The organism is Enterobacter sp. GD03975 (assembly GCF_029838645.1).
Classification (GTDB): domain Bacteria; phylum Pseudomonadota; class Gammaproteobacteria; order Enterobacterales; family Enterobacteriaceae; genus Enterobacter; species Enterobacter quasihormaechei.
The window spans coordinates 34,683-58,865 of sequence record NZ_JAOBZC010000013.1; the positions used below are offsets into that span (position 1 = coordinate 34,683).

General features: G+C 57.2%; 23 protein-coding genes. 5 read left to right on the top strand and 18 right to left on the bottom strand.

Features of this window, described 5'->3' with window-relative positions:
• The first annotated feature begins 10 nt into the window (after positions 1-10).
• Together N5C09_RS17805 and N5C09_RS17810 are read left to right on the top strand one after the other, a co-directional pair.
• Positions 11-1,447, top strand: coding sequence for an SDR family oxidoreductase (locus tag N5C09_RS17805; protein WP_279749568.1), 1,437 nt, complete (start codon positions 11-13; stop codon positions 1,445-1,447).
• A 92-nt stretch (positions 1,448-1,539) separates the two neighbouring features.
• Positions 1,540-2,553, top strand: coding sequence for an NAD(P)-dependent oxidoreductase (locus N5C09_RS17810; protein ID WP_063866510.1), 1,014 nt, complete (start codon positions 1,540-1,542; stop codon positions 2,551-2,553).
• Between the two features lie 136 nt (positions 2,554-2,689).
• On the opposite strand, the gene N5C09_RS17815 is transcribed toward N5C09_RS17810, so the two are convergent.
• From N5C09_RS17815 to gspC, 15 genes are all read right to left on the bottom strand, one after another.
• A complete protein-coding gene (locus tag N5C09_RS17815) occupies positions 2,690-4,516 on the bottom strand; it encodes a chitinase (protein WP_279749569.1) in 1,827 nt (608 codons plus the stop codon).
• Positions 4,517-4,649: 133 nt separating this feature from the next.
• Positions 4,650-5,090 (bottom strand): type III secretion system invasion protein IagB, encoded by a 441-nt coding sequence (gene iagB, locus N5C09_RS17820; RefSeq protein WP_063449202.1) that lies wholly within the window; start codon positions 5,088-5,090, stop codon positions 4,650-4,652.
• A gap of 108 nt (positions 5,091-5,198) precedes the next feature.
• Complete coding sequence (locus N5C09_RS17825; protein WP_279749570.1) at positions 5,199-7,925, bottom strand: glycosyl hydrolase family 18 protein; 2,727 nt, start codon at positions 7,923-7,925, stop codon at positions 5,199-5,201.
• Between the two features lie 253 nt (positions 7,926-8,178).
• A complete protein-coding gene (locus tag N5C09_RS17830) occupies positions 8,179-8,976 on the bottom strand; it encodes an A24 family peptidase (RefSeq protein ID WP_279749571.1) in 798 nt (265 codons plus the stop codon).
• Positions 8,973-9,458, bottom strand: coding sequence for a type II secretion system protein M (locus N5C09_RS17835; RefSeq protein WP_107535030.1), 486 nt, complete (start codon positions 9,456-9,458; stop codon positions 8,973-8,975). Before N5C09_RS17835 ends, N5C09_RS17830 begins: the two co-directional genes overlap by 4 nt.
• On the bottom strand, positions 9,455-10,588 hold the full coding sequence (gene gspL / locus N5C09_RS17840; RefSeq protein ID WP_279749572.1) for a type II secretion system protein GspL: 1,134 nt from the start codon (positions 10,586-10,588) through the stop codon (positions 9,455-9,457). Before gspL ends, N5C09_RS17835 begins: the two co-directional genes overlap by 4 nt.
• 15 nt (positions 10,589-10,603) lie before the next feature.
• A complete protein-coding gene (gene gspK / locus N5C09_RS17845) occupies positions 10,604-11,614 on the bottom strand; it encodes a type II secretion system minor pseudopilin GspK (RefSeq protein WP_279749573.1) in 1,011 nt (336 codons plus the stop codon).
• Entirely contained in the window at positions 11,611-12,258 is a 648-nt protein-coding gene (gene gspJ / locus N5C09_RS17850) for a type II secretion system minor pseudopilin GspJ (RefSeq protein ID WP_279749574.1), read from the bottom strand. Before gspJ ends, gspK begins: the two co-directional genes overlap by 4 nt.
• On the bottom strand, positions 12,255-12,635 hold the full coding sequence (gene gspI, locus N5C09_RS17855) for a type II secretion system minor pseudopilin GspI (RefSeq protein ID WP_063866244.1): 381 nt from the start codon (positions 12,633-12,635) through the stop codon (positions 12,255-12,257). Before gspI ends, gspJ begins: the two co-directional genes overlap by 4 nt.
• The gene (gene gspH, locus N5C09_RS17860; RefSeq protein WP_279749575.1) at positions 12,628-13,113 is read right to left on the bottom strand and encodes a type II secretion system minor pseudopilin GspH; all 486 of its coding nucleotides are present in this window, start codon (positions 13,111-13,113) and stop codon (positions 12,628-12,630) included. Before gspH ends, gspI begins: the two co-directional genes overlap by 8 nt.
• On the bottom strand, positions 13,113-13,562 hold the full coding sequence (gene gspG, locus N5C09_RS17865) for a type II secretion system major pseudopilin GspG (RefSeq protein WP_279749576.1): 450 nt from the start codon (positions 13,560-13,562) through the stop codon (positions 13,113-13,115). Before gspG ends, gspH begins: the two co-directional genes overlap by 1 nt.
• A gap of 3 nt (positions 13,563-13,565) precedes the next feature.
• Entirely contained in the window at positions 13,566-14,774 is a 1,209-nt protein-coding gene (gspF, locus tag N5C09_RS17870) for a type II secretion system inner membrane protein GspF (RefSeq protein ID WP_279749577.1), read from the bottom strand.
• Complete coding sequence (gene gspE / locus N5C09_RS17875; RefSeq protein WP_063449212.1) at positions 14,774-16,252, bottom strand: type II secretion system ATPase GspE; 1,479 nt, start codon at positions 16,250-16,252, stop codon at positions 14,774-14,776. The genes gspF and gspE overlap by 1 nt, the downstream gene beginning before the upstream one ends.
• A 15-nt stretch (positions 16,253-16,267) precedes the next feature.
• Complete coding sequence (gene gspD, locus N5C09_RS17880) at positions 16,268-18,187, bottom strand: type II secretion system secretin GspD (protein WP_279749578.1); 1,920 nt, start codon at positions 18,185-18,187, stop codon at positions 16,268-16,270.
• A gap of 13 nt (positions 18,188-18,200) precedes the next feature.
• Positions 18,201-18,932: a type II secretion system protein GspC gene (gene gspC / locus N5C09_RS17885; protein ID WP_063866239.1), complete on the bottom strand. Its 732-nt coding sequence runs from the start codon at positions 18,930-18,932 to the stop codon at positions 18,201-18,203.
• Positions 18,933-19,232: 300 nt separating this feature from the next.
• Here gspC and N5C09_RS17890 point away from each other — a divergent pair, with 300 nt between their 5' ends.
• Together N5C09_RS17890 and N5C09_RS17895 are read left to right on the top strand one after the other, a co-directional pair.
• Complete coding sequence (locus tag N5C09_RS17890) at positions 19,233-20,795, top strand: peptidoglycan-binding domain-containing protein (protein ID WP_279749579.1); 1,563 nt, start codon at positions 19,233-19,235, stop codon at positions 20,793-20,795.
• Positions 20,795-21,433 (top strand): hypothetical protein, encoded by a 639-nt coding sequence (locus N5C09_RS17895; RefSeq protein WP_279749580.1) that lies wholly within the window; start codon positions 20,795-20,797, stop codon positions 21,431-21,433. The genes N5C09_RS17890 and N5C09_RS17895 overlap by 1 nt, the downstream gene beginning before the upstream one ends.
• Here the strand turns inward: N5C09_RS17895 and N5C09_RS17900 are convergent.
• The 3 genes from N5C09_RS17900 to N5C09_RS17910 form a co-directional block, all read right to left on the bottom strand.
• Complete coding sequence (locus N5C09_RS17900) at positions 21,430-22,053, bottom strand: helix-turn-helix domain-containing protein (protein ID WP_279749581.1); 624 nt, start codon at positions 22,051-22,053, stop codon at positions 21,430-21,432. The genes N5C09_RS17895 and N5C09_RS17900 overlap by 4 nt on opposite strands.
• 262 nt (positions 22,054-22,315) lie before the next feature.
• Complete coding sequence (locus N5C09_RS17905) at positions 22,316-23,146, bottom strand: N-acetylmuramoyl-L-alanine amidase (protein ID WP_193032576.1); 831 nt, start codon at positions 23,144-23,146, stop codon at positions 22,316-22,318.
• Positions 23,146-23,466 (bottom strand): heavy metal-binding domain-containing protein, encoded by a 321-nt coding sequence (locus N5C09_RS17910; RefSeq protein ID WP_063449218.1) that lies wholly within the window; start codon positions 23,464-23,466, stop codon positions 23,146-23,148. The genes N5C09_RS17905 and N5C09_RS17910 overlap by 1 nt, the downstream gene beginning before the upstream one ends.
• Before the next feature lie 97 nt (positions 23,467-23,563).
• Between N5C09_RS17910 and N5C09_RS17915 the strand changes: the two genes are divergently transcribed.
• Positions 23,564-24,082: a lipoprotein gene (locus N5C09_RS17915; protein ID WP_063449219.1), complete on the top strand. Its 519-nt coding sequence runs from the start codon at positions 23,564-23,566 to the stop codon at positions 24,080-24,082.
• Positions 24,083-24,183: the final 101 nt, after the last annotated feature.

The following is a 24,183-nucleotide window of genomic DNA, read 5'->3' on the forward strand; positions in this document are numbered from 1 at the left end:
GGAGCATACCGTGCCGCAACGTATTCTGGTGCTCGGTGCCAGCGGGTATATCGGTCAGCATCTGACCACTGCGTTAAGCCAGCAGGGGCATCAGGTGCTGGCAGCGGCACGCAACACTGAGCGCCTGCAAAAGCGCCATTTGCCTGGCGTAACCTGTCACCACCTTGACCTTAGCTGGCCGAAGGCGCTTCCCGCGCTGCTGGAAGGGGTGGACACGCTTTACTACCTGGTGCACAGCATGGGCGAAGGCGGGGATTTTATCGCCCACGAGCGTCAGGTGGCGATGAACGTCCGCGACGCGCTGCTGCAAACGCCGGTGAAGCAGGTGATTTTTTTAAGCTCGCTCCAGGCCCCTGAGAACGAGCAGTCCGATCACCTGCGCGCCCGCCAGCTGACGGCGGACACGCTGCGCGGCGCGAATATTCCCGTTACCGAGCTGCGGGCCGGGATCATCGTCGGCGCGGGTTCCGCCGCGTTCGAGGTAATGCGCGATATGGTCTATAACCTGCCGGTGCTGACACCGCCGCGCTGGGTACGCTCGCGCACCACGCCCATTGCGCTGGAGAATTTGCTCCACTATCTGGTAGCTTTGCTGGATCACCCGGCGGAGCAACACCGCGTGCTGGAGGCGGCAGGCCCGGAGGTGCTGAGCTATCAGGAGCAGTTCGAACATTTTATGCGGGTGAGCGGCCGCAAACGCTGGCTGGTGCCCATCCCCTTCCCGACCCGCTGGATCTCGGTGTGGTTTTTAAACGTCATTACCTCTGTTCCTCCGACAACCGCGAAGGCGCTGATCCAGGGACTGAAGCACGATCTGCTGGCGGACGATCGCGCGCTGCGGGCCTTGATCCCGCAGGAACTGATCCGCTTTGACGACGCGGTGCGCAATACGCTGAAAGAAGAAGAGAAGCTGGTGAACTCCAGCGACTGGGGCTACGACGCGCAGGCCTTTGCCCGCTGGCGACCCGAGTACGGCTATTACCCGAAACAGGCGGGCTGTACGGTAAAAACCTCGGCCAGCCTTAGCGCGCTGTGGGACGTGGTGAACCAGATCGGCGGCAAAGAGCGCTATTTCTTCGGCAATATCCTCTGGCAGACGCGCGGCGCGCTGGATCTGCTGGTGGGCCACCGTCTGGCAAAAGGCCGCCCTGCCGCCCCGTATCTGAACGTGGGCGATACGGTCGACAGCTGGAAGGTGATCATCGTTGAGCCAGAAAAACAGCTGGCGCTGCTGTTTGGCATGAAGGCGCCGGGGCTGGGGCGGCTCTGCTTCACCCTTAAGGACCACGGCGACCACCGTGAACTGGACGTTCGGGCGTGGTGGCACCCGCACGGGATGCCGGGCCTGTTCTACTGGCTGCTGATGATCCCGGCACACCTGTTTATCTTCCGTGGAATGGCGAAACGGATTGCGCAACTGGCAGAAGAAAAGCGGGAAGATAAGTAAATAAAACCCTTTTTCTTTCACCTTTCCCATTGCAACACATCGTAATTCACGAAAGAATGCGCACGAAATTCTTTTCAACACAGTGGATTGTTATGAAGGTACTGGTTACCGGGGCGACCAGCGGCTTAGGCCGAAATGCGGTCGAATTTCTGCGCAACAAAGGCATCAGCGTCAGGGCCACCGGTCGCAACGAGGCGATGGGCAAGCTCCTGCAAAAAATGGGCGCTGAATTTGTCCATGCCGACCTGACGGAGCTGGTCTCCTCTCAGGCTAAGGTGATGCTCGCCGGTATCGATACGCTGTGGCACTGCTCCAGTTTTACCTCCCCGTGGGGGACCCAGGAAGCCTTCGATCTCGCGAACGTGCGCGCCACGCGCCGTCTGGGCGAATGGGCCGTCGCCTGGGGCGTGCGTAACTTTATTCATATCTCCTCCCCGTCGCTCTATTTTGACTATCACCACCACCGCGATATTCAGGAAGATTTCCGCCCGGCGCGCTTCGCCTGTGAGTTTGCCCGCAGCAAAGCGGCTGGCGAAGAGGTGATCGACCTGCTGGCCCAGTCAAACCCGCATACCCGCTTTACCGTGCTGCGACCGCAGAGCCTGTTCGGGCCGCACGACAAAGTATTCATCCCGCGGCTGGCCCAGATGATGCACCACTACGGCAGCGTGCTGTTACCGCGCGGCGGCGATGCGCTGGTGGACATGACCTATTACGAAAACGCCGTTCACGCCATGTGGCTGGCGAGCCAGCCGGACTGCGATACGCTGGTGTCGGGCCGCGCGTATAACATCACCAACGGCGAACCCTGCACCCTGCGCAGCATTGTGCAAAGGCTGATTGACGAGCTGAAAATCGACTGCCGCATTCGTTCCGTGCCTTACCCGATGCTGGACATGATTGCCCGCAGCATGGAGCGCTTTGGCAGTAAATCGGCGAAGGAGCCTGCGCTGACCCATTACGGCGTGTCGAAGCTCAACTTTGATTTTACGCTGGACATCTCACGCGCGGAGAACGAGCTGGGGTACAAGCCGATTGTATCGCTGGATGAAGGGATTGTGCGTACGGCGGCGTGGTTACGGGATCACGGGAAGTTGCACCGCTAGCCTTTTGCCCGGTGGCGGCTTCGCCTTACCGGGCCTACAACTGCACCGTACTGTCCCCTCGCCCCTTTGGGGAGAGGGTTAGGGTGAGGGGAAAGAGCAAACAAAAAAACGGCAACCCGAGGGTTGCCGTTTGCTTTTACAGAGCCGTCCAGGCATCAGCCCATGCCAGGCCTGCGCCCGGTTCATAGTACGACGGGGCGTTGTTACACCAGCCGCTGTACGGGAACGGTTTGCACTGGAACAGCTTACCGTGGTTGTTCACGATATCACCTGCGTTGTACTTGCTGTTCGCACTCCACGCCGGGTAAGACGTGTCTTCTTCGGATGGCGTAGACGCTTTCGCCTTCACGTTCAGCAGGTAAGACGTGGTGCTGCTCAGCTCGCCATCGCTGACGGTCAGGCTCACTTCATACTGCTGCGCCGTTGCAGACTCCGGTGCAGTGAAGGTCACTACCGCTTTGTCTTCGCCAGCCACGGTCTGACCGTCCTGAGCACGCCAGGTATAGGTCAGCGTGTTGCCGTCTGCGTCGGTAGAGCCTTCAGCGCTCAGCGAAACCTGCGCGCCCGCTTCAACGGCACCGATTGGGCCCGCAATCTGCGCAACCGGCGCGTGGTTCACCACGACAGGCTCAGCTGGCGTTTCATCCGGAACAGGCGCTGGCGCAGGGGCCGGCGTTTCGTCCTCGGCTGGCGTCGGAGCTGGCGTTGGCGCTGGGGTCACCGGCGTGTCGGCAGAGCCGTCATCGTTCACGATATTGACGTTATAAAACTTCTGCACGCACTTGGTGTAGTCACCGTCTTTGAACGCGCTGAACGGCGTCTGGTAGCCCACCAGCTGGCAAGAGTAGGTCTTACCGTCTGGGGTATCCGCACTCCATCCCCAGTCCTGCTCCCAGTAAATCTTCAGGGCGCCCGCACCGTACTCGTCGAACTGTTTCATGTTGGCGCAGCCCAGCACTTCGTTTGCCGGAACCGGTACTTTCAGGTAGTTGGCGAACTCTTTGTAGTACTTAATACGGTTCTGGGACTGGGCAATCTCGGTTGGACCGCCGCACTCAACGCCGCCGTTAATGATCTGGGTGGTAACGCCGAAGCCCGGCACCAGGCCGTTGGCTTTATCGTGATCGTTCGGCTGCCACGTTCCGTCGATAACCTGCAACATGCTTGGTTTTGGCGGCTGCGGGTAGGCGAAGAAGAAGATTGCGCTCGCCAGGTTCAGCCAGGTGTCCGCCACCAGCTCAGGCTTGTCGAGCAGGGTACGCACGTCGCCGTACATCGCTTCCGAGAACGGACCGTAGTTGTAGTTGTAGGACAGCTGCTTGGCGCCGCGACCGAAGTAGCTCAGGAAGTCGCCGTCTTTATCCTTACCGCACGGCCAGGTCTGGCCCTGCCAGACGTCAGGGTTACACTCGCCGTTATAGCCGCCCTTCTGCCCTTCGCTCCAGCCCATCTCACGCACGTGCACCAGCGCCTGACGCCATTCGGCTTCCGGACGCCAGCTTTCGTGGCCGCCGGTTTCCTGGGCAAAGTGGGCAAACATGGTGGCCAGCTCTTTGCGGCAGATGGCATCGCTGTCACGACCGTCGTCGTAGGTCTTACACAGCGCCGGGAATTTACCCACGGCCTTCAGGAAGTTGCTGTAGGTATAGGCCTGAGCGCGCAGCGGGAAGAGATATTCCCAGTCGCTGGCTTTCACAATCCCTTCAACGCGCTTAACGTTTTCCGGGTTCGCCGCGCGGCCTGGCTCAATCATTTCGACCTGCGCGTTATCCAGCGTCCTGATGGTCTCCTTAACCGACGTCATGAGCGGGAAATCGGTTAATTCTTTTTCTTTCTTCGCCAGATCGCTGGCTTTCATGGTGTACGGCTCACTGCTGGTTTCCTTCAGATTTGCAGCCTGGGCCATCAATGGCGCCACGCAGGCTCCCGCAATGAGTACACTCAATAACGTCCTTTTGTTCATTTCAGTATTCCTGTTTATTCAGATTAAACGTTAAAATCCCGGCTTAGGTATTATTCCGTTAATACATAAACCACATTCAGCTGTTTTCACTTTTCGAAGAACACCTTCAGGAATTCTTCAAAAATAAAAAACGTTAATACCGTGCTGCTAATTTCAGTTGCTGGTATTTCGCCCAGACCTTATGGGCATATTTCATGCGCTGTGGATAATTCTCTTTTTTTAACCCGGCGTTATAGGCGCCTACGGCTTCCCAGTTATAGCCATACACTTTAATCATGCCGGAGAGAATCGAGGCGCCCACCATGATGGACGTACACGGCTCCGTCATTAAGCGATATTCATCGATGCCCCTGCTTTCCAGCGCGGTAAAATGCGTGCTGTTAATTTGCATCAGTCCAACATCACGCGTGCCGTCGCGGTTTTGTCCAACCGCATACGGATTCATTCCAGATTCCACATTCGCGATGGCATACAATAAATAAGGATCGACATGATAATAATGCGCCGCTTTATCCCAACAGTTCGCCAGTGCGCTTTGGCTTATTATTAACAATAACAAAATGAGCTTTTTCATTTTTACCTGCTGACAGTATCGGTTATTTCTCCTTACCCACATCCTGTAAAATCAATTTAAATCGCTCACCGCACCGTGACGGGCGCGGTGAGCGTTTATCGGGTCAGATTATTTGCAGTCTGGTGCTGCGCCTTCTTTCACCCATACATCGCTGTTCGCAGGGTTATCACCGCGGGTCCACCATTTCGCACGATAAACATTGCCCTCGTACGTGGTGGTTTCGCCGCCGTTATAGACCACATCGGAACGCCAGTTGAATTTCACCTGGCTGACCAGCTCCCACGCTTCTGCGCCGAAGCCAGGCTGGTTGCCCTGAGTCCAGTACTTCGCTTTCCACACCAGGTTGTCGAAGCTCACGATGTCGCCACCGTTGTAGACTTTGCTGGATTCCCAAACCGCATGCTGGCTGGCCGCCGGGTCAACTGGCGCATCACAGCTGCCGGTTGCCGTACCCTGATCCGCCGGGGTAGTGCCTTCGTCAGACGGGATATTCCCTTCGTCAGACGGCACGTTACCTTCGTCGGCCGGGGTGGTGTCTTCGTCCACAGGCGCCGGGGCCGGCGCTGCTTTCGGGTTCACCGTTACCTGCACGTTAGACTGCACGCTGGTTTTGCCGTCGGTGACCACAACGCTCAGGGTGTAGGAAGAGGTGTTGTTGACCTCTGGCGCAGTAATGCGAACGTTGGCGGTATTTGTCCCCGTTGCGTTCATATCTGCCGGTACGCTCCAGCTGTAGGTCAGCGCGTCGCCGTCTGGATCGGTCGCCTGTGCATGCAGGGAAATCGCTTCACCGGATTCCACGGTCACGGCGTCCATGGCATTGATCACTGGTGCCTGGTTCGCTTTCGGCGCTTTGTTCACAACCTGCACGTCGATCGCGTTGCTCAGGCCTTTCGCGTCGGTCACGGTCAGGCGGAACACCAGGTTCTGATCGCTGGTCACAGCCGGTACGCTGAAGCTGGCTTTCGCTTTGGTGCTGTTCGCCAGGGTCACGGTAGCGCCGGAAACCTGCGTCCATTTGTAGGTCAGCGCATCGCCGTCCTGGTCGCTGGAGGCGGAGCCGTCGAGCGTGACGGTCGCCGGGCCCGTTACCGTCATGTCGGTAGCAGACGCGACCGGTGCATGGTTGGTTACAACCGGCTCAACAGGCGTAGAGCTGCCGCCCAGCAGGCTTTCGTTCATGGCGTTCAGGATGTCGCCGTTATCGGATTCGATAGACCACGCGAACAGGCCGCCCAGGTTTTTGTTCAGTACGTATTTGCCCTTCGCGTTCACGGAACGGGCGTTATCGTAGGTCACCAGCTCGCCGGTAGACTTGTTGAACACGTACGGCGCTTCTGCCGCTTCGTCGTATTTGTATTCCCAGCCCGGTTTGCCCAGCATCTGGTTCACAATCTGACGGTAGTCAACGATGCCGTTTTCCCACGTACCTTTGACCGGGCCAGTGGCGGTGCCGGTGAACGGATTGTCGCCGGTGTAGCCGTGAACGCCGGTCCAGCCGCGTCCGTACATGCCTGCGCCAACCACGATCTTGCCTGGCTGAACGCCCTGCTCCAGCATCGCTTTCACCGCGTTATCGGTGGTGTAGTTGGTGTCAGGTTTCCAGGACGCACCGTACAGCGCGGTCTGGTGGCCGAGGTCGGTATTGCTCCACGCGCCGTAGAAGTCGTAGCTCATCAGGAAGATATGGTCGATGTACTGCTGCGCGGTGTTGTAGTCCACGTCTTCGATCTTATCTTTACCTGCACCGATAGCGGTGGTCAGCTCGTAGGTACGGCCAGTTTCCGCAGACAGCTCGTTCAGCATCTGGCGCAGGTCGTGCATCAGCGCGGTGTAGGTCGCTTTATCGGTCTGTGGGTTACCCAGCTTGGCGTTTTCACCGCCGCCGCCCGGGAATTCCCAGTCGATATCCACGCCGTCGAACACTTTCCAGGTGGTCAGGAAGTCTTTCACGGACGCAACGAAGCGGTCGCGCAGCACTTTGTTATCCATCTGATAGAACGGGTCGGACAGGGTCCAGCCGCCGACGGATGGCAGAATTTTCAGGTCCGGATGGGCTTTTTTCATCGCCATCAGCTGACCGTAGTTGCCTTTGTACGGTTCATCCCAGCCGGTCACGCCCTGCTGAGGTTTCTGCAACGCCGCCCACGGATCGTGGATCGCCACGGTGTAGTCCTGGCGGCCCTGGCAGGCGCGCTTCAGAGATTCCAGCGCGCCGGAGGATTTGGCGCTGTCGTTAATGCCGTCGCCGCCGCAGATTGGAATGAAGCCGTACAGCAGGTGGTTGATGTTCGCCGCCGGAATTTTGTCCGCAGAGAAGTTACGGTCGTACACGCCCCACTCGGGGAAGTAAGCGCCAACCACTTTATCGGTGTGCTGCGCGAACGCTTTGTTGTTTTCCAGCAGCGGGGTGTTCAGCGGCAGCAGGTGGCTACCGTCGGTATCCGCCACGATGATCAGCTTGCTGGCGCTTTTGGTGCAGCCGCTGTCATTACACAGCTCGACCTGCTCCTGATAGCGTCCGCCTTTTTTCACTTTGAACGTCGCAGAGCCGGCGGTGCTGCCCGCTCCGGTCCAGACGGTCTGGCCGTCCAGCAGCACTTTTGCTGACGTAGGGGCGTCGCCGCTCCACACGTTCCACTCAACCTTCACGTCAACGCCATCTTTGTGCACTTTGATGAGGTTGTTGTAGTCCTGTGCCGCCTGATCCACCTCTACCAGCGCAAACTTATCGTTGCCTGATGTAATTGACGGTGTACCCGGTGCCGCTGCAAATACCGAGCTCGTTGCGGCTGCAACAAAAAGCGCCAGATATTTAGGCTTCATAAATTTCATTTTTATTTCCTGATAAATTTATTCGTAACGTAATAATCCATGTCTTCCGTGAGATCATGGATGCGCTTCGCATAATGCGTATTTAACCAACCTGAATGCCGTGAAAAAAGCTTTTTACTGCGTTGTATTCCTCCATAAAAAGATACAAGCCTGAATTCCGTCTAGCTTATATCCCTTACGATACACCGGGCGTAAAGAGACGTCCTTCTCTTCCACCGTCAAAAAAGTTTATAAAATAGCTTGACCGCTATATTTAAAATGTGGAAACCAGTTGCTGGCTGATAAACACACTTATTCCAGCAAAGGCGAGATACGGTCCGAAAGAAATAGTGAGGTTATTTTTATTTACATTATTCAGGACGAAATAACCGACAATACCGCTTAACGCTGCCGCCAGCTCAATGGTGGGTAGCGCCTGCCAGCCACACCAGGCGCCCAGCGCCGCCAGCAGTTTAAAATCGCCGTAGCCCAGGCCTTCCCGCCCCGTGACCAAACGAAAGGCCCAGTAGAGCAGCCAGAGCGACAGATAGCCCGCTACCGCGCCGAACAGCGCGTCGTGCAACGGCAATTTATGGTCAAACGCATGGAGCAGGAGACCTGCCCACAGCAGCGGCTGGGTCAGGCAGTCCGGGAGAAGCTGGTGCTGCCAGTCGATCATCGCCAGAGGCAGTAAAAAGAGCGCCAGTAACCACAGGGAAAACATCGCCTGAACGTCCGGCATGCACCAGGCCGTGACGCCAAAAAACAGCGCGGAGAACAATTCGACCAAAAATAACCGCAGCGGGATGGCCGTGCTGCACTGGTGGCAGCGCCCCCGTAATAATAGCCAGCTGACCAGAGGAATATTTTCCCATGCGGCCAGCGTGTGCTGGCACACCGGGCAGTGCGAGGCAGGAAAGAGCAGATTGCCGCTCCCCTCCTCGTCCATCATCATCCCCGGCAGGCGCTCGGCCACAACGCCCAGAAAACTGCCCATAATCCCGCCCAGGATCGCACTCATCATCGCGAAACTAACCGGACAGGCTTCCCGGATCAGCGAGACGGTATTCATGCGTTTTTTGCCCAGGTAAGCTGCACCTGCGCTTTCACATCGCTGAGGTGGTCAACCGGCGTGAGGTTTATTTTTTGCAACCTGACGCCGGAGGTCTGATTAATTTCGCGCAGCCAGCTTTTTAATTCATACACATTTACCCGACTCACCACGAACGATAACGTTTGTCCCTCCTGACGCACGTCCGTCAGTGAAAGGTTAATTTCATGGGCGCTTTTCTCAACCACCGTACGTGGATTATCCGTTTTGACTAACTGGACCTGAAGATGATTTTTATTAATTTCACTGCGCATCCAGTTTAACGTCTCTTTTTGTCGTTTAAGCGTCGATTTACTATTTTGAATCATATTATCCAAAGGGATCACTCCTGCGTAATACACCGCAGCCCCAAGCAGGGCGACGATGCAGAGTTTTAAAATAACTTTCTCCCGGGCGCTGTAATTTTGATAGCGTGATTTCAGCTGCGCGATTCGCTCTTTCATTTATGTTTCCCTGCGATCATGGCGGTATACGGTTCGGTGGTTGAAACAGGCTGTAAGGTAAAATCGAAATTCTCACGGGTCTGATTAACAAACGTTTGCAACGCGGGCTGGTTTTGCGCGCTGACGCTCAGCGTTAGCGTGTTTTGCTGCGCATCGTATTCCAGCAGATCGATTTCCATCGCAGGGACTGACTGCCGGGCGGCGGCCAGCTCGTCCAGCTGAAGGAAGATCCCCTTGCTCTGTTTTTTGACGTTCTGACCAAAGTGATATTTGATGTTGGTCTGGTGACGCATGCTGGGGAAATGGTGCTGATACACCTGGAGGATCTCCTCCTGTATCTGGTTTTCCTGCTGCACCAGCATCCAGGCCATCGCAATGCGCGGCCCCAGCAACAGGCCAACGGACAGCAGGCCAGCCGCCGCCACTGCGGCTTTCATACGTTTCGCGACGCGCCCGTTACCGGCCTTAAGGCTGAATTCACCGTGAAGCAGATTCACGCGACAGGCTTGCCACTGCGGCTGGATCAGCACCAGCGGATGCTGCCAGGCATGCTGCACATCAACGGTGACGTTTGCAGGCGCGTCGCCGAAGCACCACACCTCGCCTTCGCCGGCTTTCTGCATCAGCAGCGGCAGCAGGCTGGCCTCCATTTCTGCCGCCACGTGGGGCGATAAGCGCAGCCAGTAGCCATTATCCTGCGCGACCAGCGTGCTGCCGCCTGCCGCCACGGGCAGCAGCCAGGCATCAGGCAGAGCCTGAATCACGCGGAGTCCGGCCTCCTGACAGCGGGCCAGTGCCGCGCGCAGGCGGTCGGCGTCAATGGCCACGGCGTCGACCTCGGCCCCCTTTTTGTGAAGCACCGTCCAGTGGAGGGTGTCCACGTCGCCAATCAGCGTCTCTTCCGCCATCCACGAGAAGGCCATCGCCTGAGAAGCCACCTTTTTCGGCAGCGTGAAGTGGCGGAAAATCATGTCGCCGGCGGGCAGCAGGAGACAGACGCGTGCCGCCAGCGGGTGATCGGCCAGCGCCTCCAGGCTGTCGAGCACCTCAACGTGCTCGCTGCCGGACTCACACCACATTATTTTTCCGCCCTCGCGGCTGTCGGGACGAACAAAAAGTACCTGTTTCATAACGTTCTACTTTTCTTATTCAATCATTCGGTAACGGCGCTGCCACGTCACGATCTCGCCGGCTTCGTTATTAATCTGAAGCTGGCTGACCACGCGAAGCGTTAATTCGTCGGTATTGCCGCTGTAGTTCACGCGGAAGTACCGGCTGTTTACAGAAAAGCGATCGGCCACCTGGGGGAGATCGTCTTTGACCTGCGGGAAGGTCTGTTCCAGCGCTTTGCTGAACGCCTCCATATTTTCCCAGCCCGATTCAGGCCGCGAATCCAGCAGGCGTACGGCGTCATCCTGCGTGAGTTTTCCGGGGAACATGGCCGCCAGCACGGCGGCCTGTTCCGGTTGCAGGGTGTTCACGTCAACCTTGCTGGCGGCGTCCGGCAGCGCGCACAGCAGCTTGCTCACCTTCGGGTAGGCCGAAGCAGGAAACGCCGGCAGCAGCTTGATTTCCGCGATGCTGCGCATCATCTGGTTTGCCGGTTGCCGCGCGGGCACGACGCCAGCCCACGCGTCGCTTTCGGCGCCCTCTTTCGCCGTTGTGCTGTCACCATCGAGATAATCCACCAGCTGGAAATAGACCTCCTCCGCCGTGCTCTGGCTGAGGCCGCTCTCCGTCAGCAGTTGCTCGACACTCTGCTCTTTACGCGGTTTTTCCACCACGGTGGGCGCGCTTTGCCCCTGGGGTGCGACGTCGACGGTCAACAGGTTATTGACGTTAAAGCAGTCCTGCGCGTCTTCCACCTGGCTTACGACCGTGTAATCTTCACCCCGGGTCTCCAGCGGCTGATGCCAGTCGCCGTCCAGCGACAGCGGCTTGCTTTCGCCGCTGGCGTCAGTCTGCAACCGGTCCTTCACCACTTTTTCCTGGGCCTGCATCGCCCAGCGCAGCTGCTGCTGGCTTACCTGATAATGGGTTTTCTGCAAATTTCGGCAGAACTGCTGGCTGATTTTGGCGGCCAGGGCAGACATCATCACCAGTAAAATCAGCACCACCAGCAGGGCAACGCCCTTTTGTTGACGGATCCGGCTCATGGTTTGGCCTCCGGCAAAGGGGCGGCATCCGGGGTCGCCACCGGCGCGTCGGCGGCCTTCTCAGGCGCTGCGGCAGCGGTCACTTCCGGCATATCGCCCGGCGTGGTAAACACCCAGCGCCAGGTCTCCCCGTTATCCATCGTCAGCGTCGCCTCCACGCCGTCCGGCAGATGGGCGGCGTCGGGCCAGGACTTCAGCCAGCCCTGACGATAAAACTGCCACTGTAACGTTTTCACGCCGCTGACAATCGGCACGTCGTCGGGCTTCACGTCTGCCGGACCGTCAATCACCGGCCAGACGTCGCGATACAGTCGCCCCTCCTCCAGCCGCCAGCGCACGCGCTCCAGCTGGACCGTTCCGCTTACGCCGTTCAGGGTGGTCAGCTCAAGGGCATCGTCCTCCTGACGAAACCGCTCCGGCTCATTGCGCGGGGCCCGTGCCTGGAGCTGGAAAAAATCACGCTCCATCAGACTCCAGGCGCGCTGAAGCTGGTTGAGGCCGGCGGCGCTGGCATCCGTCGCCGAGCTGGTACGCATCGCGCCGTCCAGAATTTGCCAGGCCAGGGTGCTGATCACCGCGAAGATGGTCAGCGCAATCATGATCTCCAGCAGGGTAAACCCGCGCTGGCGTCGCGTTTTTTTCACTTGCTCTCTCCCGGCGGAATGACGTGCAGGGAGATGACCGGCTGGCTCTCGTCACCTTCCGCATAGACGCGAATGGCGTTCGCCCAGACGTTGTCGGCGGTTTTCACCCGCTGCTTGCGCCAGTTCCAGCTGCGCCCACCCATCATCTCCGTCCCCTGCTGCTCGGCATCCGGGAAGTCGGTTTTGGTAAGCTGTGCTTCCGCCAGCTGGTTTTCCGCTACCCAACTGGCCTGCAAGGTGTCGGCCAGACCATGGGTAAACCGCACGTTCAGGGAGACCGAGTTCATCAGCGCCAGCGCGGCAGTGGAGAAAATCACCAGGGCAACCATCACCTCCAGCAGCGTCATCCCCTTTTGCTTTTTGTTGCCCTTAGTCATCGTTTTCTACCGATACCGGTGCCGCACCCTGCGACACCACGCGGAAATGGTGCTGTTTGTCGAAACTTTGCAGCGTGAGCGTAAAGCGGCTGATTTCACCGTCCGGTAAAAAGATCACCTGCGGCTCGGACGTCACCGTTGCGGCCAGGCGCTGCGGCGAGAGCGAAACGTGCATCTCTTCCGGGAAATCGCCTTTGGTGGTAATACGTCCTGCGGATAATGGCACCCAGTGACGCTCGCCATTTTTATCGTCGATCGTCACCAGCTGATATTTATCCGTGGTCATCACCAGCCCGACAATATTTCCGTCCATGACCGCACGGTCTGAACCATAATCAACGAGGGCTTTTAATTGCTGGCCAAATATATCCGCACCGCTGCGTGAAGGTATGGTCGACACCACCATCATGGCGCAACTGGCAAATATCACCAGCGCCAGAATAATTTCCAGCAACGTAAAGCCGCGTTGATTTTTCATTATTTCCCTTTCTTATCCAGAGACCAGTTGGTAATGTCATCGGCGGTATTCGCTTCGCCGTCCGGACCAGCGGAGAAAACGTCCACCGCGCCGTGTTCACCCGGGCTAACCAGAATATAATCACCGCCCCACGGATCCTGCGGCAGGCGACGGATATAGCCGTCCGCGCGGTAGCCGTTCGGGATGGGCGCGATTTCAGGCTTGGTTACCAGCGCCTGCAAGCCCTGTTCAGTGGTCGGGTAGCGGTGGTTATCCAGCTTGTACATATCCAGCGAGCCTTCGAGCGCGACAATATCGCTGGTCGCCTTTTGCTCATCCGCTTTTTCTTTATTTCCCATTAAGTTTGGCACCACCATACTTGCCAGAACGCCGAGAATAACAATGACCACCATTAATTCGAGCAAGGTGAAGCCCGCCTGGCGAGCCAGGTTTTTACGTTTTAAAGCCATGATTTAACCTACCATATTATTAAGTTGCAGAAGCGGTTGTAATATTGACAGCACGATGAATAAAACAATCGTTGCCATGGATACCACCAGCGCCGGTTCAAAAACCGACAGCGTTAATGTAATTCGATGTTGTAAAGCCGATTCCTGATTTTCCGCCGCGCGATCCATTAAATTACCCAATTCCCCGCTCTCTTCGCCTGAGGCAATCATATACAGCATGGTTGGCGGGAATAATTTCGCCTGTTCCAGCGCCGCATACAGCGACGCCCCCTGGCGCACGGTGTCGGCGGCCTGCTCCAGCACCTGCCGGGCATAGAGGTTTTCAATCCCGTCCATCGCGATATACATGCCCTCCAGCAGCGGCACGCTGCTGGCCTGCAAAATGCTCAGGGTACGGATATAGCGGGCGCTGTTGATGGCGCACACCAGCTTTTTAATCGGCGAGCCGTTCACCAGCCAGCTGTGCCAGCGAAAACGGTTTTTCACGTTTCGCACCCAGGTTTTAAAGCCGATGAACGCCCCCGCCAGGCTGCCGGCAATACAGATGCCCCAGGCTTGCAGGAAATCACTGACCGCAATCAGCGTGCGGGTGGTGATCGGCAGTTGCTGCTTCATGTGGGTAAACTGCTCAATCACCTGCGGCACCACCGCCACCAGCAGAATGCTGATGACCGCGATGGCGACCACGGTGAGGGTAATCGGGTAGACCATCGCCTGCGTCAGCTTGCTTTTCATCTTCTGGCGCTGCTCGTTGTACTCCGCCAGTTTCTCCAGCACGTCGCCCAGGTGACCGGTCTTTTCACCGGCCATCACCAGCGTGCAGTAGAGCTTGTCGAAGGTGCGCGGAAACTGGCTGAAGGCGTCGAACAGCGTATGCCCTTCCACCACTTTCTCGCGGATTTCCACGACCATCGCCGCCAGCTTTTTGTCTTCCGTCTGCTTAGAGATGGCCTTCAGCGCGCTCTCCAGCGGCAGCGCGGCGTTCACCAGCGTCGAGAGCTGGCGGGTAAACATCGACAGCACCGGCGTGGAGAGCTTCACCCCGGTTTTTGCTTTTCCGGCTGATGCCGCCTCGCGGGTTTCGGTGATGCTGACGGGCATCAGCTTTTGTTCGCGCAACGTCTGGCGAACCTGCTTTTGCCCCTCGGCCTGTAGCGTCCCGCGCTGGGTTTTTCCGGCAGCATCCGTCGCCGTCCAGGCGTAGAAGGCCATTACGCATCCCCCCCACGCTCGGCGGTAACGCGCATCACCTCTTCCAGAGACGTCACGCCGCTAATCACCTTCAGCAGCCCGTTTTCGCGCAGGCTGTAGGCCTGCTTAAACAGCTGCGTTTCGATGGACATTTCGTCCTTATCTTCATGAATGGCGCGGCGCATGGTGCTGTCCACCACCAGAAATTCATGAATACCGGCGCGGCCCTGATAGCCGCTCTGGCGGCAGTGTTCACAGCCTACCGCGCGGTAGATCGCTTTTGGCGGCGCATCCATAAAGCTGAACAGCGCTTTTTCATTGGCATCCAGCGGACTGGTGGTCCGGCAGTGCGTGCACAGCCGACGCACCAGACGCTGGGCAATGACGCCGAGCAGCGATGAACCAATCAAAAACGACTCCAGCCCCATATCCCGCAGGCGGGTTATCGCCCCCGCGGCGCTGTTAGTGTGCAGCGTCGACATCACCAGGTGACCGGTAAGCGACGCCTGCACCGCAATCTGCGCGGTCTCCCCGTCGCGAATTTCCCCGATCATCACCACGTCCGGGTCCTGACGCAAAATCGCGCGCAGCCCGCGGGCAAAGGTCATATCGACACGCGGGTTAACCTGCGTCTGCCCCACCCCTTCCAGCTCGTATTCAATCGGGTCTTCCACGGTCAGGATGTTGCGTTCATGGCCGTTCAGCGCCGAGAGAATGGCGTACAGGGTGGTACTTTTACCGGAACCCGTCGGGCCGGTAACGAGGATGATCCCGTGCGGGCGATCGATAAGCCCCTTCAGCTTCTCCAGCTCTTCATCAATCAGCCCAAGCTTGTTGATGTCGGGCTTCAGGTTGCTTTTATCGAGCAGGCGCATGACCACGCGCTCGCCGTACTGGGACGGAATGGTCGACACGCGCACGTCGATCGCCTTGCGGCCAATGCGCAGGGAGATACGGCCATCCTGCGGCAGGCGCTTCTCGGCGATGTCCAGCTTCGACATTACCTTGATGCGCGACACCAGCAGCGGGGCGAGCTTGCGCGCCGGCTGTAGCACCGGGCGCAGCACGCCGTCGACGCGGAAGCGAATGCTCAGCGTGCGCTCGAAGGTTTCGATATGAATATCCGACGCGCCGTCCTTCACCGCCTCGCTGAGAATGGCGTTGATCAGGCGGATCACCGGCGAGTTTTCGTCGTTATCGAGCAGATCTTCGTTATCCGGGATCTCCTCGGTTAACGCCATCAGGTCGATATCCGCGTCCATATCGTCCACCAGCTGCTGCGAAACGCCGCTGCTCTGCTGCCAGATTTTGGCCAGCAGCTCATCGAAGGCTTCCGGCGTCAGGGTGACCGGAACGAACGCACGTCCCAGTACACGGCGTACCTCCAGCAGTGCATAAGCCGGGGTGTCCTCACGGATAAAGACCTCGTTGTTGTAAAACAGAACGCCGTTATCCTTTGCGTAGCTGCTGCTGCACAGCGCTTTACTCAGTTCGTCCACGTTGCCCCCTCCGCACTATTCTTTAAACGGATTGCGCGTGGCGCTGGTTTTCACCGGCGCGGCGCTGGCGTCGACAGGGAACGCGGGCAGGACGGCATTGTCGCTCGGCACAATGATGCCGAGCTTTTTCTCTTCCAGCCGCTGCATCTGGCGCACCCGGATCTGGTCATATTTCTCCTTCGACGCCGCGCTGTAGTTGTCGTCGTCACGCAGGACGGTGGTATGAATAAACACCATCAGGTTGCGCTTGGACGTATCCTGCGAGGTGTAGCGGAACAGCTGGCCCACCAGCGGGATATCGCCGAGCAGCGGCACCTTAGAGACCGACTGCTTGGTGACGTTTTCCATCAGGCCGCCGAGCACCACCGTCTGGCCGCTGTGGACCATCACCTCGTTATTGATGGTGCGGGTGTTGAAGGTCGGGCCGAGGCTGGCGTCTTCCGTCGCGCTGTTGTCAACGCTGGAGACTTCCTGCTCAATCTTCAGGTGGATCATGTCGCCGTCGTTAATCTGCGGCACAATTTTCAACTTGGTACCCACGGTCTTGCGCTCAACGGAGTTGAAGACGTTGTCGCCGCTGGTGGTCTGCGAGCCGGAAAGCACCGGCACGTCCTGACCCACGTTAAACGACGCTTCTTTGTTATCCAGCGTGACCACGCTCGGCGTGGAGAGGATGTCGTTTTTGCCGTCGGTGGAGAGCGCGGTCACCAGGGCGCCGAAGTCGCCGTTAAAGAAGCCGGTCGCCAGGCCGGTGAAGCTCGCCCCCTTCATGGTGCCGTTCTTGATCTGGCTAATCGGCAGGCCGGTGGCGCCGAACTGCACGCCGCCGTGCTTGCCGGTCCACTGCACGCCGAGATCCATGCCGTTACCGTCCTGCACTTCCGCAATGATCGCTTCTACCAGCACCTGCGGACGGCGAATATCGAGCTTGTCGATCACCTTCTCCAGGGAGTTCATCACGTTAGGCTGGGCGGTGATCACCAGCGAGTTGGTTGACTCGTCGGCGGTAATATTCAGGTCCGTCGCGGCGCTCGCGGTTTTCGCTTTGGCCGCCCCCGGCTTGTCTTTCAGCTGTTCGCCAATTCCGGTCAGCACCGGAACCACTTTGGTGGCGCTGGCGTACTTGAGGTAGAAGACGCGGGTATTCCCCTCGTTGTTCTGCTCGCGATCGAGCTGGTGAATCAGGGAACGGGTGCGCGTGCGCGCATCTTCCGAACCGCTGATCACCAGGCTGTTGGTTTCGTCATCTGCCACCACCTTGGTGGCGAGCTGCGGCGCGTTCTGCCCCTTCTGCTCTTCATTGTTGAGGTTGTTCAACATGTCGGAGAGATCTTTGGCAGAGGCAAAGCGCAGCGGCACGATTTCACGGCGCTGAACGCCCTCTCTGTCAACGCGCTGCACCAGATCCACCAGGCGGTTCACCACCGAGGCCTTACCGGTTAACAGCATCACGTTGGACGGCTCAAAATGCACCACGTTACCGATGCCGGTGGCATCGTTCAGCTGGCGCAGCAGCGGGGCCAGCTCGCGCACCGGCACGTTTTCCATCCGCACCACGCGGGTGATGATCTCGTCACCCTTGCCCGGGTTTTTGCTGTCCGCCAGCGGCGCACCGGCGGTACGCGCCACGCTGGAGCGCACCACTTTGACCATGCCGTTGTCCATCGGGATCACCGACAGGCCGTACAGGTCCAGCACGCTCAGGAAGAACTGGTAATATTCATCTTCCGTCAGCACGTTGTAGGTTCTGACCGAGACGGTGCCCTGAACGGACGGATCGACCAGAATGGTTTTGTTGAGATTGCGGCCTACCGTATCGATAAACTCGCGAATATCGGTATTTTTAAAACTCGCGCTAAAGTTAGCTGCAAGCAGCGAACTGGAATATAACGACAATGCGGTCAGCGCCACGCACGCCCATGGAAATTTCTTCATGTCTGTACACTTGTTAATTGTTTAGAACATTGACCCGAATATTTTCAAGGTGAGCGTGACGCCGAACCACGACCTCCGCCTCTTTCATTTTCGACCAGTTAGCAATAATGCTTTTCGCTTTTGCTTCATCAGTCATATCGACAGAATTAACTTTCACCGCCACATCCCCTTTTTCCAGACCAGACTGGCTGTAGAACGAGGAGGCATTCCGTGGGTTGATCCTGTAGCCTTCCAGCTGGCCCTTTTCTATTAACGGCTTTAACACCAGATAATCATCCAGATGCAAACTGTCTGCACCGGGATCTTTTGTCGATTTGGTCACCGGGCCGCTTTCTGTGCCGCCCTTAAAATAGTCCGGCTTATTTAATGCCAGTACCTGCGTAGCACCTTCATAATTAACAACCACATTGTCTTTATTAATTTCCTGAATAAATGCGTCGTTAAAGCCGGTGAGCGGTTCACCCTCGCGGTAGCTTTTCTGGCCGCCCGGCGTTTTGATGACGGCGAAGGAGAGCCAGGCGTCATCGCTGCTCACGATGCCCTCGATTTCCGCCGCCAGCGGGGCTTTTACCGCCGCGGGCACGTTATCCTGACGCACGGCCGCGGTGAATAGCGTAAAGGTTTTTTCCTCACGCAAGATTTTCAGCGGCTGCTCGTCAGAATTAGCCAACTTATTCGTAACTTTTTTATAATCTTTAAAGGTGAGATACCCTTGCTGGCCGCAAAAAATCAGCAACACAAACATAATACAAGGCGTTATCCACCGTGACAGAAATGAGAACCTCATTTTTTATCCGGCCTATAGCAAAGCAAAAATAAGCAGCGTCATACTGCGCCAATATGGATGAAAATAGTAATAAGCTGTTGCAAATGCGACCACTGACTTTGCCGCTAACTTTCATAAAGAAAAATATTGACCGTATAAAATCCAGATGTTAGGCGCTGCCAGCAGGATATTTTTACCCTGTTTGCAAATTGACCACCTCAGAGCATTAACTTACTTTCTGGTGCTGTTGCTATTCCTAATCAGAGACGGTAAGTCGTTATGTATCAGAGCCACTTTAATTTTAAAAACCCGCCATTCAGGACGATCGCCCGTTTATCCGGGGATTTTCTGGTGCCTTATCATCAGGATGTGTTTAACCTGCTGAAAGAGAAAACCCAACAGGCGGGCATTATCGGGCTCTTTAGCGACGACGCGCCGCTTCTGGCTCACTTCAGCGATGCGCTGAAAACCAGCAGCGGCAACGTACTTGCCATCAACGCGTTTCCAAAATTGAGTGCCAGTAGCCTGCTGTACAAGCTCAATCCGGGAACGAAAGCGATCGGCAACCGCATGCAGGCGGTGGATGCCATACTGCGCCAGTGGCAGGAGGGAAAAGCGAAATCCAGAGTGCTGACCATCGCCCACTGCGAAGCCATGAAAGAGGGCTGTCTGGAAGTCCTGGGAACGCTGCTCACGCGTGCCCAGGAGCTGAACGTCCGCCTGTCCGTGGTGCTAATGGGCGCAGCGGATCGGGAAAGCCTGATTAAGCAACCTGAACTGCGCGAATATATGCACACCCATCACGTTCTGCGCCCCCTGACCTGCCGCGAATACCTGAGCTACGTGCAGGCGCAGTGCGAAGAACACGGCTGTGAAAATTCGCCGTTAACGCCGGCCCGCGTGCGGAAAATGCACGCGCTGACCAAAGGCAACATCAGCAAACTGAATGCTCTGGCACACCTGTCAATGCTCGCCGCCTGGACGGAACGCGCGGCGCAGGTCAGCCCGCGTCATTTACGCCTGGCGGCGGGAGAGATCCTCCCTGCCAAAAAACACGGTAAGCGCCTGGCGACCGTGGGTCTGTTCGCGTCGGTACTGTTTGCGGCCTGCGGCTGGTATCTGACCTCGTCGATCAACGCGCACCTTCCCATCCCGCTGCCGGTCCCCGTCAGCTGGAAACAGCCGACGCCAAAACCAGAAGCAGCCGTGGTGCCGGTTATCGACAACGAAATGGTGAATCAGCCGGATGCGATGCACCAGCTTTATCTGATGTGGGGGTATGACGCCTCGGCAGAAGAGGCCCTGTGCCATAACGCCGCGAAGGTGAACCTGATGTGTAAGCAGGGGAACGCGACGCCGGACGCGCTGGCGCGGGAGGGGTATCCCTGGGTCAGCGAGCTCAAAACCGGCGGTCATCTTAACTATGCGGTTGTCGCCCGGGTCGGCGACACGTCAATTGACCTGCTCATGAATAACCGGACCTGGCAGGTGAGCCGCAGCTGGTTTAACCAGCATGCGACCGGCAACTTCACTCAGCTGCACCGCCTGACGCCGGAAGGCCAGGACGCGATCGGCGCCGCCAGCGACGGTAAAGACATGGCCTGGCTCGATCAGCAGTTAAGCCTCGCCCTTAGCAAGCCGGAAACGCACGCCCGGATCTGGACCACAGAGATGATGAAACGCACCCGCGAGTTCCAGCAACAAATGAAACTGCACGTGGACGGCATCCCGGGAGAAGACACGCTGATGCAATTAATGCGCGTGACCAACAGCACGCCGAGCGTACTGATTCAGGCCGCCCGCACCACCGTGGACGCAAAAACGCAGGAGAAAAAAGCCTAATGTCGACCATCTATCTTGCGGCCCAGCGCAGCTATACAACCGGAGAGGCGGTCTGGTTCTCGTACCGCCTCCCCAGCCTGAAAAACGTATTCGGCAAAATGGTGTTATGGGCGTTCGGGCTTTGCGCCATGCTGGTTACCGGCCTGTATGCACATGTGTACTGGCACCTCCGCCACCCGTCGCCCGAACCGGTCAAAGCCAGCGTGGCGAAGCCGGAAACGCAGCTTTCAGATATGCATTACGTGTATGTGAGTAAACCGTTCCCGCATCCCCAGCCTAAACCCGCGCCGGTGCATGTTGATGTTCCGCCCATGCAGGATCTGCCCATAAACAGCGATGATGCCGACTGGCAGCAGGCGCCCGACGGCGCGGTGCCGCAGGACACGTCGCGGGATACCCTGCCGGGAACCGAGGCGCACGAACGCGACATCGCGCCCGCCAGCGCAGGCAGCAACGATGCGTCTCTTGAAGAATTACTTAAGCAGGCATTGAAAGAACAGGAGCAGGATTATTCGCAGGGAAAAATACCCGCGCCGCCGGTAGACGAAACGCAGGATAATACGCAGGCAAGCGTAATACAGAGCGATAATAGCCGGCCTCCGTCAGTTGATTCAGGAGACCGGCGGGAGCAGCATTAATATTTTTCAGGCAGTGAGGTGAGATTAAGCAGTCGACCTTTCTCCACCACAATATACTGGCCTTTTTTAAGGTCGGAGAGAATTTTAATAATGGTGCTGCGCGCCAGGTTAGTGTATTCCTGAATGTAATCATAAACGTTGATATCGCGTTGATGCTGGACAATCAGATCGTTTATTTCATATAAAAATTCGCGGACAACGGAATACGCGCTGCGGGCAACCAGAACATCATCGCGTTTGCTCAGCATGCAGATATACCAGGAAAGCACCTTCGTCAGTTCAGGCCACAGGTTTTTCTCGGTCATCAGCCGGGCGAAATCCTCTTTCTTAATGGAGCGAACCACGGTATTCGCCCGCACGAGACCGTACATATGGGCGGACTGGTAGTACATTGAGGAGAGGCCGAATATGCAGTATCCCGTTACGCTGAACATGCACAGCTCGTCAGACTCACGGCGAAACTCTACTTCCCCGCTGACGATAATATGGATATATTCGGAATCAGCCGTAGAAAGTTTTTGCCATTTCTTTAACGTTTTTTCCTCAACGCCGGAAGTGGCAGCGATAATTTTTTCCATCTCGGCCTGCGGACGTAATTTATTTGCGTATATTCTTAACATTGTTATACCCGATTTAAGATTTTAATGATTAATAATGGCCCCGGCCTGTTGCCGGAACCTGAATATGAGTCCTGATGACATTCTCAAGAAAAAAAGAAAGAATAATGCTTTTATTTATTTGCCAATTTAGTTAGCAAGCTATGTGTCTATCTTAAATCCGGATAATTTTAAGTCAATTTACTAAAAGTTAATTGACGATGTACTTAAGATTAATCTCATGACAAGTAAGGAGAATATACCTATTCGGGGGTATTCCGAAGAATTACCCCTGTCCGTATTTTTCTAACAGCGCTTCGGCAATAGCCAGGGATTCAACGTCGGCTACGCCGTTCCACAGCTGCGGGCGGAAATGCATCTGGAACGCCATGATGATGCGTTTTTGCTGCGCGGGGGTGCTGTCTTCGGGCACCTCGTAGCCGTAGCGGGCCAGCAGATCGAGCAGCGTTGCGGTATCCACCGGCTCATAACGCGATCGCCCGTTCATATAGAACGCCACGCGCGCCGGATCGGGCCACGCGCCTATCCCCTGCTGCGCCAGCTCGCGCCACGGGAACAGCGGGCCGGGATCGTCCTTACGCTGCGGGGCAATATCGGCATGGGCCACGACGTTCTGCGGTTTGATGTCGTAGCGGGCAATGATGTCTTTAGCGAGAGGGATCAGCGCCGCGATTTGTGCCGGTTCAAAGGGCACGAAGGTTTTTACCCCTCCAACTTTCTGCCAGCCGCGGTTCTCCAGCTCAATCCCCACGGAGGTATCGTTGATGCGGTTGGTGCCGCGCCAGAAGCTGATGCCCGCATGCCAGGCAAGCTCGCTCTCCGGCACCAGTTGCCAGATGCGTGGTTTACCGTCCGGCGCGGGGGGCCTGGCGGGGATGAGATAATGGGAGCTGACGTTTTTATCGGTCAGGGTTGCAAGCGAGGTGTCAAAATCGTCTGCGGTGTAGTGAATAACCAGCACCTTTATACGCGGGTAGGCCGCCTGCGCCTGATGGCGCGTATCCAGCTCATAAGCACCCTTATCAACGATGCCTTTTTCCGCGGCGCATCCTGCCAGCAGCAGCGCCAGCAGGACGGCTGAGAGTGAACGCGTCATCAACGGATCTTCACCGCCGTGCCGCTTACGCTCACCATCAGCATGCTGGCATCTTTACCAACCGTTTCGTAGTCGATATCAATGCCCACCACCGCATCCGCGCCCAGCGCCTTGGCCTGCTCGCCCAGCTCCTTAAACGCAATCTCGCGCGCTTTACGCAGCTCTTTTTCATACGCGCCGGAGCGCCCGCCGACGATGTCGCGAATGCCGGCAAAAAAGTCGCGGAAGACGTTAGCGCCAAGGATCGCCTCGCCGGTGACCACGCCGCAGTACTCGGTGATCGGTTGCCCTTCCAGGGTTGGGGTCGTTGAAAACTGCATACTTTCTCTCCTTCTTTAGCGTTCAATGCGTTAGCAACTGCATTATCGGTTCGTTACGCTATGATTGAAAGGATAGTTAATAAATAAGGAAATCAACATGCGCTACTCTGCTTTAACGCTTTTAGTGCCCTGCGCGCTGGTGCTCAGCGCCTGCACTACGCCGGTCACGCCAGCCTTTAAGGATATCGGTTCCCGCAGCGGCCCCTGCATCGAGGGCGGCCCGGACGCCGTGGCGCAACAGTTCTATGATTATCGCATTCAGCATCGCGGTAATGACCTCACCGCCCTGCGCCCGTACCTGAGCGATAACCTGGCGAAACTGCTTAACGACGCCTCGCGCGATCCGCAGCATAACGCGCTGCTGTCTGCCGATCCGTTCTCCAGCCGCGCGACGCTGCCCGACAGCGCCGAGGTTGCCAGCGCGTCAACCATCCCGAACACCGACGCGCGCAATATTCCGCTGCGCGTGAAGCTGACGCAGGGCACCCAGACCTGGCAGGATGAAGTGCTGATGATCCGTGAAGGGCAGTGCTGGGCCATCGATGATGTTCGCTACATTGGCGGCAGCGTTCATGCCCCGGCTGGCACCCTGCGCCAGTCCGTTGAAAACCGCTAACGCAGCGGTGAAATAAACGTTAACCCCGTAAAATGTCCGGCATTTCAGGCGGAATGCCGACATTTATTCTCGCCCCCCTCCCCCTTCGCTATTTTGTGCTA